At 71.1% G+C, this 14,458-nt stretch carries 7 protein-coding genes; 6 read left to right on the top strand and 1 reads right to left on the bottom strand.

Features of this window, described 5'->3' with window-relative positions; translation table 11 throughout:
• Positions 1-113 precede the first annotated feature (113 nt).
• Positions 114-5,018 (top strand): VCBS repeat-containing protein, encoded by a 4,905-nt coding sequence (locus IT347_07475; GenBank protein ID MCC6349414.1) that lies wholly within the window; start codon positions 114-116, stop codon positions 5,016-5,018.
• 143 nt (positions 5,019-5,161) lie between these two features.
• Here IT347_07475 and IT347_07470 read toward each other — a convergent pair whose 3' ends face one another.
• Complete coding sequence (locus tag IT347_07470; protein ID MCC6349413.1) at positions 5,162-5,806, bottom strand: lamin tail domain-containing protein; 645 nt, start codon at positions 5,804-5,806, stop codon at positions 5,162-5,164.
• 247 nt (positions 5,807-6,053) lie between these two features.
• Between IT347_07470 and IT347_07465 the strand changes: the two genes are divergently transcribed.
• The 5 genes from IT347_07465 to IT347_07445 all read left to right on the top strand — a co-directional run bounded on the left by IT347_07465 (position 6,054) and on the right by IT347_07445 (position 14,431).
• Positions 6,054-6,926, top strand: a complete 873-nt coding sequence (locus tag IT347_07465; GenBank protein MCC6349412.1) for a PIG-L family deacetylase — start codon at positions 6,054-6,056, stop codon at positions 6,924-6,926.
• Positions 6,927-6,974: 48 nt separating this feature from the next.
• Entirely contained in the window at positions 6,975-8,492 is a 1,518-nt protein-coding gene (locus IT347_07460; GenBank protein ID MCC6349411.1) for an aminotransferase class V-fold PLP-dependent enzyme, read from the top strand.
• A 100-nt stretch (positions 8,493-8,592) separates the two neighbouring features.
• The gene (locus tag IT347_07455) at positions 8,593-9,633 is read left to right on the top strand and encodes a GGDEF domain-containing protein (protein MCC6349410.1); all 1,041 of its coding nucleotides are present in this window, start codon (positions 8,593-8,595) and stop codon (positions 9,631-9,633) included.
• A 98-nt stretch (positions 9,634-9,731) separates the two neighbouring features.
• Entirely contained in the window at positions 9,732-11,000 is a 1,269-nt protein-coding gene (locus IT347_07450) for a ChaN family lipoprotein (protein MCC6349409.1), read from the top strand.
• Complete coding sequence (locus tag IT347_07445) at positions 10,997-14,431, top strand: M20/M25/M40 family metallo-hydrolase (GenBank protein MCC6349408.1); 3,435 nt, start codon at positions 10,997-10,999, stop codon at positions 14,429-14,431. Before IT347_07450 ends, IT347_07445 begins: the two co-directional genes overlap by 4 nt.
• The last annotated feature ends 27 nt before the right edge of the window (positions 14,432-14,458 follow it).

The following is a 14,458-nucleotide window of genomic DNA, read 5'->3' as shown; positions in this document are numbered from 1 at the left end:
AAACAATGAACGGGCGGCCTGCTCCGACCGATCGTTCGAACAATATCGTGTGACTTCCGGCGGTTTCCGGGCCACTACCCCCTGGAACCCACCTCTCTCCAGCCGGAGGTCCCATGCGTGCCCTTGCCGCGATCCTCGCGCCGCTGTTCGCCCTGTTCGTCCTGCTCGCGCCTCGACCCGTCTTCGCCGCCTGGGCCGCCGCCGGAAACCCGGTCGTCACGAACAGCGCCTTCACGTTCGACTTCCCCGTGCCGGGTGGCGGCTTCTCGAGCATGTGCTCCGATGGACACGGGGGCATGTTCGTCGCGTTCCGACAGAACGCCAGCACGTCGCCCGATTCGGTCAAGGTGCAGCGGCTCGATCGCGACGGAGCGACGGTCTGGGTCGGTGAGCGTGGGCTGCCCGTCGGACCCGGAGAGGGCCTCGGAAACACGCCGTCCGTGCTCGCCGACGGCGGCGGCGGGGTGTGGGTCGCCTACTTCAACGGCTTCTCGGGCAGCGGATTCGTCAACGGGCTCTACGCGCAGCACTTCGATGGCGACGGCGACGCGACCATCGCCTTTCCCGGCATCCGGGTGGGTGGACTCTCGAGCGGCATGACCGGCCAGCCGCGGGTGGCGCTGGCGAAGGGTGGCGAGCTGCTCGCGCTGTGGATCGGGCAGGGCGGGGTCGGCGGAACCGACACGGTGCGCGTGCAACGCGTCTCCAAGACCGGAGCGCTCGAGTTCGGCGCCGCCGGGCTCGTCCTGAGCCGCTCGACGGGGGCGGGTGACGACCTGCGCGCGCAGACAATCGTTGCCGACGGCGGCGGCCTGGTGGCGGTCTGGACCGAGGAAACCAACTCGACCGGGCCGGAGCGGCTGCGCGCCAGCCGCGTGGACGTCACCGGAGCGATCACCTGGGGGGCGCTCGGAAACACGGTCTTTGAGGACGCGGACTTCGAAGTGCTGTGCGCCGACGCGATCTGGGACGCCACCCTCGGCCTGACGATCGCCTTCTCGGCCACGGACTTCGCGAACGGCGGCACGGATCTGTTCGTGACCCGTGTCACTCCGTCGGGCGCGGTGAACTCCTCGTGGGGCTCGACCGGCAACGCCCAGGTCGTCGTCAGCTCCGGCATGGACGCCTCCGTGCAGCGTTCGCTCCGGCTCGTGGACGACGGCGCGAGCGGGTGCATCGTCGGCTGGGTGGACATGAGAGACAACGCCGTGGTCGGACCCGGCGGCGTGCCGTACCGGCGGGACATTCGCGCGCAGCGCTTCAACGCCTTCAGCACGCCGCAATGGACTTCGGGCGGTGTCGCGGTCAACACGGGCGAGAACGACCAGTTGCGCCTCACCATGATTCCCGACATCTCGGGAGGGGCCTATCTCGCCTACGAGACCATTCCCCGGAACGATGACCAGATCGACTTCACAGCCGACGTCGAGGTGACGCACATCAGTTCGTCGGGCGCCGTCCTGTGGAACACCTTCCATTCGGGCAGCACCCAGCCCGCCGGCAACGATGGCCAGCAGGACGACGTCATGCTCGCCGAGGACGGCGGAGGGGGAGTGATGTTCGCCTGGGCGAATCCGGCGGGCATCACGGCGAACCACCGCGAGTCGGGCGGTTCGCTCTACGTTCCCTCGCTCACGGTCACGAGCCCCGATGGCGGCGAGTTCTTCGGCGCCCTGCAGCCGATCGTCGTCACCTGGTCGGGCGACGTCGGCGGCAACGTGAAGATCGAATACACCGTGAACAACGGCGCGCCGGTCACGCTCGTGAGCTCGACCACGGCCGACGGATCACAGACCGTGTTCGCGCCCATTCTCAACTCGAACCAGGTGCGCATCCGGATCAGCAGCGTGGACGAGCCCGGAGTCTCCGACCTGAGCGGTTCGTTCTTCAGCATCTGTCCCACCGTGAACACCCCGGTGACCGTCGGTGGTCCGGTCGCGACCCCGCGCGACGTCGAGGTGGGGGACTTCGACGAGGACGGCATTCTCGATCTCGCGGTCACGGTTTCGAGCGGCGTGGCGATCCTGCGCGGCAACGGCGTCGGGGGCGTGGGCAACGCGAGTTTCACGGGCGCCACGGTGTACGGAACGCCCTCGGTGGCGAATCGGGTCGCGGTCGGCGACTTCGACGAGGACGGCATCCTCGATCTCGCCGTGACGCACGCGAGCGGGCTCATGATCTTCCGCGGCAACGGCGCGGGCGGGGTTGGTGACGGCACCTTCGCGGCCGGCGTCGCTGAGGCGGGCATCGGACAGTGCGTCGGTATCGTGGCCGCCGACCTCGACAACGACGGCGTGCTCGACCTCGCGGTGACCGACAGCCTGAACAACCGCGTCGGCATCCTCCCGGGAGGCGCCTTCCCGACCGGCGACGGCAATGGCACGTTCGGCAGCCCGGTCTTCTACGGCACCGGAGGCAACCCCGAGGGCATCGCGGCGGGTGACCTCGATCTCGACGGCGATCTCGATCTGGTGACGGCCAACTTCGGTTCGAACTCGATCTCGCGCCTGCGCAACACGGGCACGAACGGCTTCGGCACCGGCGTGTTCTCGGTTTCCAGCTACACCACCTTCGGCGGGCCGCACGCGGTCGTGCTGCACGATTTCGACGACGACGGCGACCCCGACGTGGCCGTGGCGAACGCGGGCGGGATCAGCGTCCACCTGAACTCGCTCGCCAACGGCGTCTCGATTCTGGGCGCCGCCCAGAACTACTTGAGCGGACTGCCCATGGCCGACCTGGTGGTCGCCGACCCTTCGCGCAACGGCATCGAAGACCTGGTCGGCGCGAGCGTGATCGGGGCGATGGAGGTGTTCTTCGGCAACGGCTCCTCGGCGATCGGGACGGGAACGTTCACGATCGGAGGCGGCGCCTCCACGACGGGTACGGCGCCCGACGCGCTCGCGGCGGGCGACTTCAACGAAGACGGCCGAATGGACTTCGTGGTCGCGAATCTCTCGACGAACAACCTGACGGTTTTCACGGGCGGCTGCGCTTCGGCCGTGAGCACTCCACCGGTCGTCTCGTTCCCCAACGGCGGCGAGGTGCTGCAGCCGGTCACCTTCGCGACGCTCTCGTGGACGAAGGGCGTTACGACGACCTCGGTGGACGTCGAGCTGTCCCGCGACGGTGGTGCCAACTGGGAGCGGATCGCCACGGATGCGCCGGGTACGAGCCTGTCCTGGAAGGTCGCGCTGCCCGCGTCGAACACCGCGCGCCTGCGCGTCCTCGCGCACGGTCAGCCCCACCTGGCGGACATCAGCAACGCGAACTTCACGATCTGCCCGACCCTGACGAACACCGGCCCGGCGATCACGACGGCCGCGGGCGGCCCGCAGGACGCGATTACGGCCGACTTCAACGAGGACGGCATCCCCGACCTCGTCCACGACGTGGGCGTCGGGATCGCCTTCAAGCGCGGTCTCGGCACGGCGGGGGTCGGCAACGGCACGTTCGCGACGGACGTCACCTACTCCGCCGGCGGCGCCGGCCGGAACCTGACGACCGCCGACTTCAACGAGGACGGCATCCTCGACGTGGCGACGACGCGTGCGGGGGGCGTCGCCGTGCTGCCCGGCGGCGGCTCCGGCGGCGTCGGCAACGGCACGTTCGGGCCGGCGTCGCTGGTGCCGGCGGGCGCGGATCCGTCCGGCATCGCGACCGGCGACTTCAACGAGGACGGCATCCAGGATCTCGTGGTCTCGAGCCTCGCGACCGACTCGATCTTCGTCCTGCAGGGGGGCGGCGCGAACGGTGTCGGAGACGGCACGTTCCCGATCCGCAACCGCTACTACGCCGGCGATTCACCGGGAAGGATCACGACCGGCGACTTCAACGAGGATGGCGTTCTCGACCTCGCCATCGCCAGCCCTTCGGCGAGTGTCCCTGGAGTGCAGATCATGCTCGGCGCTGGCGCCGCCGGCCTCGGCAACGGCGCGTTCTCCGCGGCGGGCCGCATCGCCGCCAGCGGCGGCGTGAGCGATGCGGTGACCGACGTCGTCGCCGCCGATTTCAACGAGGACGGCATCACGGACCTGGCGTTCGCGGGCGCCTTGCGCACCGCGGTCTCGATCGGCCTTGGCGCCGGCGGCATCGGCAACGGCTCGTTCCTCCCGGTGTCCTACGTCACGAACGAGCTCGGGCCGCGGCGCCTCGGCGTGGCCGACTTCAATCGCGACGGTCGAGCGGACCTGCTGGTCAGCTTCAGCGGCATCTCGCCCGTGGGCGCCGCACAGCTGCTGTTCGGCAAGGGAGCGGGGACCGTCGGTGACGCCACCTTCACCGTGCCGGAGCGTTACTCGACAGGTGTCGCACTCGGCCCGGTCGTGCTCTCGGACTTCGACGAGGACGGTGAGGTGGACGCGCTGCTCGGGGCGCCCGCGTCCAGCCAGTACATGAGACTGCTCGGCGGTTGCATCCCCGACACCGCGCTGGTTTCGCTGGCGGCGCCCGACGGTGGCGAGGAATGGCTCGTCCAGGCGCAGCAGGTGATCAGCTGGAGCCACAGCCCGTCGGTGATGGCCGTGGACGTCGAGCTTTCACGCGATGGCGGGCAGAACTGGGAAACGCTGGCGCGCAGCCAGACCGGGAGCAGCTTCGTCTGGAACGTCTCGGGGCCGTTCACGCAACAGGCTCGTGTCCGGGTGCGCGACTCGGCGCGGCCCAACGTGAACGACGCCAGCGCCGCGAACTTCCTCATCTACACCTCCGTGACCGGAACTCCGCCGCCGTCGCTGCCGTCGGTCGTCGCGTTCTCGTCGCCCCGGCCAAATCCAGCGCGCGGAAACACGGCGTTCATCGTCTCGCTGCCGCAGTCGCAGCGCGTCAGCGTGGACGTCTTCGACATGCAGGGCCGGCACGTGCGCTCGCTCGTGAACGCCGAGCTGGGCGGCGGCAGCCACGCGATCGCATGGGACGGACGCGACGACGTCGGAGCGCGCGCCGCGGCGGGCGTGTACTACGCGCGGATGCGCGCCGGCCGCTTCCAAGCGACACGGCACGTGGTGCGCATGGAGTGAGGCTCCGGCGTGAAACGCGAGCCGCCCGGCGGGAGTCCCCGCCGGGCGGCTTCGACTCTGGTGCGTTCACGCGCCGACCCTGCTTCCAGCGCTCTCGGTCCGGGACGCGAAAGCCCGGAGCCGTCGGGCGAACGTGGTTCAGCCTACCGATAGAGCAGTTTGAGGCCGCCCCAGGTGCTGCCGGCGGCCGGCGTCGGACCGCACGCGATCGTGTGCTGGCCGAGCCCGTTGATCGTGTCGGTCGCGAAACCGTCCCACTGGATGGACGGATCGAACGTGTCGGTCGCGTTCGTGTCGCCGTCGCAGACCAGCGGCTTGCGGCGAAGCGTGTTGTCGGCGGTGCTCACGAGGCCCGTGCCCCACTCGGTGCCGGGATCGAAGCCGACCTGACCGAAGGCGTCCACGACCGTGTTGACCGCGCCCTTGGCGAGCACGACGGCGTCGTCGCCGTTGAACTGGAGCACGGTGCTCGTCTGGTTCGCGACCGCGAGGATCCCGGCCGACGCGCTTGCGTGAGCGACGACCCACTTGCCGCCGCTGGGTAGCACGCTGGTCAGGCCGATCGTGTTGCCGATCGTGACCGAGCCGTTGAAGTAGAGGAGCAGCTTGTAGTCGCCCGCGGCGAGATCGATCGCGGCTCCCGTCGGGTTGTAGAGCTCGATCGCCTTGTTGTTGCTGCTGCCTTCGACGTACTCGGAAATGATGATGTCGCTCTGCGCGAGCGCGGCCGGGACGATGGCGGCCGCCGCGAGAGCGGCGAGGGCGAGGATGCGAAGCAAGGAACGCATGGCGGAGGCCTCCAGAGCGGCTGTGCAGGGGAGCGGGGGGTCCTGCGCGGGTGCGCGAAGCGGGCGCGAGATGGTCGAACGGCGCCGCGTGTCGCATGTCGGGAACCGTATGGGCAGACGGGCCCGCGTCAATCCTACCCGCGGCGGGGCAGGCTCCGCCATGCCTTCATGCGGTGAGGAGGAGGTTTCCGTCGCGTGTTTAGTATTGCCGACCGCGAGGCGGCCTCGCTAACCTCGCGGGCCGGACCTGTCATTCTCCAGCCCTGACTTCGGAGGAATTCACCTGGACGAGAACCTGCGACTGCTCGCCGTTCTGGCCCACCCGGACGACGAGTCGCTCGGCTTCGGTGGCACCCTCGTGCATTACGCCGCCGAGGGCGTCGAAACCCACGTGGTCACCGCGACGCTCGGCCAGAGCGGCCGCTTTCGCGGCCACCCGCAGGGCTCGCCCGAACACCCGGGCCCCGACGCCCTGGGAGCGCTGCGCGAGCGCGAGCTGCGCGCCGCGGCGGAGGTCCTGGGGCTGCGGAGCGTCTCGCTGCTCGGCTACGTGGACGGCCGCCTCGACCAGGCCGATCCGCGCGAGGCCGTCGGGCGGATCGTCGCGCAGGTGCGGCGGGTTCGTCCGCAGGTCGTGCTCACCTTTGACTCCGAGGGCTCCTACGGCCACCCGGACCACATCGCGATCTCGCAGTTCACGACCGCCGCGCTGGTCGCCGCGGCCGACGGGGCGTATTCGGGAGAGGGCGCCGGGCTCCCGCCGCATGCGGCGGCCAAGCTCTACTTCGCCGCCTGGCCGCCCACCGCGATGGCCGCGTACGAGGCCGCGTTCCGGAAGTTGATCTCGCGCGTGGATGGCGTGGATCGCGAGGCCCGCGGCTGGCCGGCGTGGGCGATCACGACCGTCATTGATACGCGGGTCTGCTGGGATACCGTGTGGCGGGCGGTCTCCTGCCACGAGTCGCAGGTCACCGCCTACGAGAAGCTCGCCACGCTCACGCCGGAGCTGCACGAGGCGCTGTGGGGCTGGCAGTCGTACTACCGCGCCATGAGCACGGTGAACGGCGGCCGGGCCCGCGAAACCGATCTGTTCGAAGGATTACGCGCGACACGGGCCTGAGCCCGCCACGCAGGCCGCCAACACCGGACAAGCCCCGGGGGGAACCGCATGAGCGACGCCGGACGAATCCCGCGACCCACGCCCCTTTCGATGAACCCGGAGGCGTTTCGCGCCGCCGGCCACCGTCTGGTGGACGAACTGGCCGGGCGCCTGGCCGCGATCGCCGACGGACCGGTGACGCGTGACGTTTCACCTTCGGCCCTGCGCGAGGCGATCGGCCTGGGCCGGCCGCTGCCCGAGCGCGGCACGGAGGCGGGCGAACTGCTCGCCGGCGCGACGCGCGCGCTGTTCGAACGCTCGCTCTTCAACCAGCACCCGCGCTTCTTCGGATACATCACCGCGCCACCCGCGCCGATCGGCATCCTCGGCGACCTGCTGGCCTCGGCGGTGAACCCGAACTGCGGCTCGTGGGCGCTGGCGCCGGCGGCGACCGAAATCGAGCTCGAGACGGTGCGCTGGATCGCCGGACTGATCGGCTACCCGACCGACGCCGGCGGGCTGCTCGTGAGCGGCGGGAACATGGCGAACTTCGTGTGCTTCATCGCCGCGCGTGCCGCGAAGGCCGGCTGGGACGTGCGTGCGAAAGGCGCGTCCGCGGGCCCGCCCCTGCGCGCCTACTGCTCCTCCGAAACACACACCTGGATCCAGAAGGCGACGGACCTCGCCGGTCTCGGAACGGACTCGATCCGCTGGATTCCGGTGGACGGGGCGCAGCGCATGGACGTCACGGCGCTCGATCGGCGCATCGAGGCGGATCTGGCCGCGGGCGAGCGGCCGTTCCTGGTGGTGGGCACGGCCGGTTCCGTGAGCACCGGCGCCGTGGACGCGCTGCCGGCGATTCGCGACGTCTGCCGCCGCCACGACCTGTGGTTCCACGTGGACGGCGCCTACGGCGGCTTCGCCGCCGCCGCGCCGGGAGCGCCCGCCGACCTGCGCGCGCTCGCCGATGCCGACTCGGTCGCGGTGGACCCGCACAAGTGGCTTTACGCGCCGCTCGAGGCCGGCTGCGCGCTCGTTCGGGACGCCGATGCGCTGCGCGCGGCGTTTTCCTATCACCCGCCCTATTACCACTTCGACGAACGCGCGATGAACCTGGTGGACTTCGGAATGCAGAACTCGCGCGGCTTTCGCGCGCTCAAGGTCTGGCTGATGCTCCAGCACGCGGGCGCGGCCGGCTATCGCGCCATGATCGGGGAGGACATGCGCCTCTCGCGCGAGCTGGCGGAGGCGGTTCGCTCGCACCCGGAGCTGGAGCTCTTCACGCAGGCCCTGAGCATCACGACCTTCCGCTGCGTTCCGCGCGACCTGCGTGCGCGCGTCGGCGAGGAACGGGCCGAGGCGTACCTCGACACGCTCAACCGGACGGTTCTCGACCGCAGCCAGCGCGAGGGCGAGGCGTTCGTGTCGAACGCGGTGGTCCGCGGGCGGTACGTGCTGCGTGCCTGCATCGTCAACTTCCACACCGCGTCGGCCGACGTGCAGGCGCTGCCGGGCATCCTCGTGCGGGCGGCGGCCCGGATCGACGCGGAACTGCGCCCGCGGGAGCTGCGAGGCGAGGCGACCTGAGCGGCGGGCGGGGGCCGGACGGCCCATCGCCCCGGCTCCCCGGGCCGGACGGCCCCGATTCCGGGCTGGGGAACCGGCCGTGGCCTGCCGATGAACGGTGGTGACGAAACCCACCCCGTCGGAGGAGATGGCCATGGCGGCGCCGGATCGCGCGCTTCAAGTGCTCATGCAGCTCGGGGACCCCGCCGAGCGCAGGACCCGTTCCGAGGTGTTCGATCTCGCGCTGCGAACGGCGCTCACGCTGCTCGATGCCGACGCGGTCGCGCTCACGACGAACGGCAAACGCGCCGAGCGCATGGTCCTGCATTCGGGCAGCGCATCGGCGGCGGCGATGTCCATGCCGGAGGGCGGCAGCGAGGTGCTGCGCCGGTTCGCCGAGGCGCCCGAGCCGCTGGCGCTCGCGGTCGTCACCGACGACGCGCGCGTGGCGGAGGCGGACGGTTGTCCGGGTGTCGAACCCGGGCCGACGCTGTTCATTCCGGTTCGTGGCCGTGACGCGGCGCCGGCGTACCTCGCCGCCTACCGGCGGCGCGCGCGGGCGCGCTACACGATGGTCGAGATCCGCATGATGCTGCTGCTCGCCGCGTGGCTCGGCTCGGTGCTCGACAGCCTGCGGCTGGCGAGCGGCCTCGAGCGCACGTCGGTCACCGACTCGCTCACGGGCGTCTACGGCGTTCATTACCTGCGGACCGCGCTGCGCCGCGAGGTTCGCAGGGCGCGGCGCTACAACCAGGAACTCTCGCTGGTGCTCGTGGACGTGGACCGCCTCAAGGTTCACGGCGAAGCTCTGGGCGCGATGAAGGGCAGCCTGCTGCTCAAGGAGCTGGCGACGGCTCTGGCCGGACAGGTGCGCTCGTTCGACGTGCTGGCCCGCTGCGGCGACGACGCCTTCATGGTGATCCTGCCGCAGACCGGGCGCGACGGCGCGACCGAGGTGGCCGAGCGCATGCGCGCCACGGTCGAGCAGCACGCGTTCTCGACCGGAACGCCGGTCCCGGTGACGGTGAGCGTCGGCGTCGCCGCGTTTCCCACCGATGCGAGCGCGCTGCAGGACCTGGTCAGGGCCGTGACGCGCGCCCTCAAGGTCGCCAAGCAGGGCGGGCGCAACCGCGTCGCGACCCCGGCGAGCAAGGCGGCCTGAGAAGCGGGGACTCCTCGACCCTCGCGCCGCGCCTTGCCCGCGCCGCGCGCGTGTGCTCGACTGCGGCGTTCCGGTTCCCGCCCCTTCGAGGTGCCCCGATGAAGCGATTCGCCCGCGCCGCGCTGCTGCTTTCCGTACTGCTCGTTCCCGCGGCGCGCGCCGAAGACCGCGTCGCGAACCTCCCGATCGGCGATCCGGCGCGCCGGGACCGTGAGCTCGCCGTGGTGCTCGACGGCATCACCGACGCAGCGCGCGGCGACACGATCGGACCGGCGGAGCTGGCCGCCCGACTCGACGACGTGAGGCTGCTGTTCGTCGGCGAGAGCCACGTGGACATGGAATTCCACCGCGTGCAGCTGGCCGTCCTTCGCGAGCTGGAACGGCGCGGCCGCCACGTCATGATCGGGCTCGAGATGTACCCGGTGCCGGAGCAGCCGTGGCTCGACCGCTGGCACACCGACCGCAAGTGGACCGAGGAGGCGTTCCTCTCCGACTCGCACTGGTACGGGAACTGGGGATACAACTGGAACTATTACCGGGACATCTTCCGATTCGCGCGCGAGAAGGATCTGCCGATGTACGCCGTCAACCTGCCGCGCGCCGCGGTCACCACGGTCCGAACGAAGGGCTTCGACTCGCTGTCGGTGGAGACGAGGGCGATGCTGCCGCCCAGGGTGGACCTGGGGAGCGCCGAGCACCGGCGGCTCTTTCGCGCCTACTTCGGCGACGCCGACGCGCTGCACGGCGGCATGTCCGAAGCGATGTTCGAGGGGATGTACCGCGCGCAGTGCGCCTGGGACGCGGCCATGGGCTGGAACGCTCTCGAGGCGCTGAAGCGGCATGGCGACGCGAAGTCCATCATGGTCGTGCTGATCGGCTCGGGACACGTGGCCTACGGGCTCGGGGCCGAGCGCCAGGCGAAGCCGTGGTTCGAAGGACGCACGGCGTGCGTCATCCCGGTGCCGGTGGCCGACGAATGGGGCGGAACGCCGGTCGGAACGGTGCGCGCCTCCTACGCCGATTTCGTCTGGGGTCTGCCGCCCACGAGCGACCCGCTCTATCCGTCCTCGGGAATCTCGACGCTCGAGTCGCGGCGCGGCGAGTACTACCGGGTGATCAACGTCGCCGAGGATTCACCGGCCGAGGCTGCGGGCGTCCGGGCAGGCGACGAGCTGGTCTCGATGGATGGCCAGCCGATCCCGGACAAGGAAACGAGCAACCGGCTGATGGCGGACAAGCGCTGGGGCGACGACGTGCTCTACCGCGTGAGGCGTGAGGGCCGCGAGCTCGACTTGCGGGTGCACCTGCGGCGGCGGGCTCCGGGGCGGCCCGCGGCGAGCCCGGACGCGGCCGGAAGCGCCAAGTGACGGCCCCCGCGCGCTGGGTTTCGGCGCTCGCGCTGCTCGCGGCCTTCGCTTCGGCCGCGGGTGCGGGAGAAGCACGCGTCCGGCACGGCCTGAAGATCGCGCTCGACCCCGCGCGAGGCTGGCTCTCGGTCACCGACACGCTCACCGTCCCGGCATCGCAGGTGAAGGACGGCGAGGCGCAGTTCCTGCTCAACGCCGCGCTCGAGCTGCGCGGATCCGAGCCGACGGTCACCGAGGTCCCGCTCCACGCACCCGGGGCGCGGGCCGGACAGGATGCCGGGCGTTTCCCCGGCCTCGACGCCACGGCGGCCGACCGCGACTCGACCGTTCGTTTGCGCCGCTGGCGCGTCGCGCTGCCGGCCTCCGGCGGGCAGGTCGTGCTGCGCTACGACGGCCGCTTCGATTTCGCACTCTCGGACGAGCGCGAGCAGTACACGCGAGGCTTCCGCCAGACCGCGGGAATCGTCTCGAAGGACGGCCTCTATCTCGCGGGCGAAGGCTTCTGGTACCCGCGCCTGGGGCCGGGGCTGATCGAGTTCACGCTCGAGGCCGCCGAGCCCGGGGGCTGGCACGTCATCAGCCCGGGGAACGGCACCTCGCGCGACGACGCGGGCGTGGCGCGCTGGGATTCGCACGGACCCGTGGACGAGATCACGGTCTGCGGCGGGCCATTGCTCGTCTATCGCGCGTCGGCGGGCGCGGCCGAAGCGCTCGTCTACCTGCGCCGGAAGGACGACGCGCTGGCGGCGAAGTACCTCGAGGCGACGGCGCAATACCTCGAGATGTACCGCGGGCTGATCGGGCCCTACCCGTACGGAAAGTTCGCGCTCGTCGAGAACTTCTGGGAGACGGGCTACGGCATGCCGAGCTTCACGCTGCTGGGCTCGCAGGTGATCCGCTTCCCGTTCATCCTCACGTCCTCCTACCCGCACGAGATCCTCCACAACTGGTGGGGGAACTCGGTGTTCGTGGACTACGGCGGCGGCAACTGGTGCGAGGGGCTGACCGCCTACATGGCCGACCACCTGATCCAGGAGCAGCGCGGGCAGGGCGAGGCGTACCGGCGCGACGTGCTGCAGAAGTATCGTGACTACGTGCGCGAGGGCCGTGACTTTCCGCTCTCGCGGTTCCGCTCGCGCCACAGCGCCGCCACGGAAGCCGTCGGCTACGGCCGGGCGCTGATGCTCTTCCACATGGTCCGCCGCCGGATCGGGGACGACGCGTTCCGCCGCTGGGCCGCGGCGTTCTATCGCGACTTCCGTGGCCGGCAGGCGTCGTTCGCGGACGTGCGCGCCTCGCTCGAGGCGGTTTCCGGCCAGGACCTGGGACGACTGTTCGCCGAGCAGTTGAACCGCACCGGCGCGCCGGAGTTGCGCCTGAGCGTTTCCGGCAGCGGTCCCTCGGGCGGCGGATACGAGCTGCGCGGAAGCGTCGAACAGGCCCAGGCGGGCGAAGCGTTCCAGCTCGACGTGCCGGTCGTGGTGCGGACGGTGGCGGGGCCGGTGCTCGACACGGTCCGGACCGGGGGTGCGCGAACGCCGTTCTCGGTCCGCACCGTCGCGCGGCCGCTGTCCGTGGAGGTGGACCCCTCGTTCGACCTCTTCCGGCTGCTCGATCCGCGTGAGACGCCGGCTTCCATCGGGCAGATCCTCGGCGAGCCTCGTGTGCTGGCGGTGCTGCCCGCGCGCGCCGGAGAGTCCGAGCGCAAGGCCTACCGCGCGCTGGTCGAAAGCTGGCGCAGCGACGTTCACGCGCCCGAGTTCACGACGGACGCCGAACTCCGCATGCTGCCCGCCGACCGGCCGGTGTGGCTGCTCGGCCGGGGCAACGCGCTCGCACCGAAGCTCTTCGCCTCGGGACGCGACTTCACGCTCGGTCCGGACCGGCTCGCCGTGGATCGCGAGTCCATGCCGCTGGCCGGGCATTGCGCGGTGCTCGTGCGCAGGCATCCGGCGGACCCGGCGAAGGCGATTGGTTGGATTTTCGCCGACGATCTCGCGGCTCTTCCCGGACTGGGACGCAAGCTGCCGCACTACGGCAAGTATTCCTACCTCGGGTTCGAGGGCGCGGAGCCCGCCAACGTGCTCAAGGGCCAGTGGGCGACCGCCGATTCGCCGCTGCGGGTCGAGCTGGGTCCGCAAACCGGGCCGGCCGGCGCTCTCGCGGCGTTCGCGACCGCGACGCAGACCCTGCCCCCGCGGCGCGCGCTCGCCGAGTTGCCCCCGGTCTTCTCGCAGCAGGCGCTGATGGAGCACGTGCGCTGGCTCGCCTCGCCCGAGCGCGAAGGCCGTGGAGTCGGCACGAAGGGACTGGACGCGGCCGCGGAGTACATCGCCACCGAGTTCCGCAAGGCCGGCCTCGAGCCCGGGGGCGACGGCGGCGGCTACTTCCAGGAGTTCCCGTCCACGCGCTCGCCGTCGGGCGTGCCGGTGCGCCTGCGCAACGTGATCGGCGTGCTGCGCGGCAGTGAGGCGGCGTGGGCCGGACAGTCCGCGCTGCTCACCGCCCATTACGACCACCTCGGATTCGGCTGGCCCGACGTTCACCGGGGCGACGAGGGCCGGCTGCATCCGGGGGCGGACGACAACGCGAGCGGGGTCGCGGTCCTGCTCGAGCTGGCGAAGTCGCTCGCGGCGGGCGAGCGGCCCGGGCGCACGCTCGTCTTCGTCGCCTTCACGGGCGAGGAATCCGGCCTGCAGGGTTCGCGGTACTACGCCGCTCACCCGGCGTTCCCGCTCGACAAGATGCTCGGCGTCATCAACCTCGACACCGTCGGCCGGCTCGACGGGAAGAAGCTCTCGGTGATCGCGGCCGGAACGGCGTCGGAGTGGCAGCACATCTTCCGCGGCGCCGGCTTCGTCACCGGCGTCGAACCACGGCTGATTCCCGAGGCGCTCGAATCCTCCGACCAGCAGAGCTTCATCGAGCGCGGCGTGCCGGCCGTCCAGGTCTTCACCGACGCGCACGAGGACTACCACGGGCCGGGCGACACCGCGGACAAGGTGGACGGCCCGGGGCTCGTGCGGGTCGCGACCTTCGTGCGCGAAGCCATCCAGTACCTCGGCGACCGCGCCGAGCCGCTCACGAACACGATCGAGTCCGCCCGTCCCGGGCCGCCCGCGAATGGCGCGCCGGCGGCGGACGCCACCGCCTCGGGAGCGCAGGGCCGCCGGGTCACGATCGGGACGATGCCCGACTTCGCGTTCGCGGGCCCGGGCGTGAAGGTCGCCGCGGTGACGCAGGGCTCGCCCGCCGAGAAAGCCGGGCTCAAGGAGGGCGACATACTGGTCCGGCTCGACGGCCGCGAGATTTCCGACCTGCGCGGCTACTCGGCGATGCTCAAGGCGCTCGCGCCCGGCCAGGCGGTCAGGCTCGTGATCCGGCGTGACGGGGCCGAGCGCGAGGTCCCGCTCACGGTCGCCGGGCGCTGACGAACCGCCCGCAACGCGAACGGCCCG

This window comes from Candidatus Eisenbacteria bacterium (assembly GCA_020847735.1).
Classification (GTDB): Bacteria; Eisenbacteria; RBG-16-71-46; order RBG-16-71-46; family RBG-16-71-46; genus CAIXRL01.
This window is presented reverse-complemented; position numbering and strand designations above follow the sequence as displayed.

Excerpts from the sequence above, each read along its gene's own strand:
- IT347_07470 (MCC6349413.1), bottom strand. The coding sequence starts at position 5,806 with ATGCGTTCCTTGCTTCGCATCCTCGCCCTCGCCGCTCTCGCGGCGGCC.
- IT347_07475 (MCC6349414.1), top strand. The coding sequence starts at position 114 with ATGCGTGCCCTTGCCGCGATCCTCGCGCCGCTGTTCGCCCTGTTCGTC.
- IT347_07460 (MCC6349411.1), top strand. The coding sequence starts at position 6,975 with ATGAGCGACGCCGGACGAATCCCGCGACCCACGCCCCTTTCGATGAAC.
- IT347_07450 (MCC6349409.1), top strand. The coding sequence starts at position 9,732 with ATGAAGCGATTCGCCCGCGCCGCGCTGCTGCTTTCCGTACTGCTCGTT.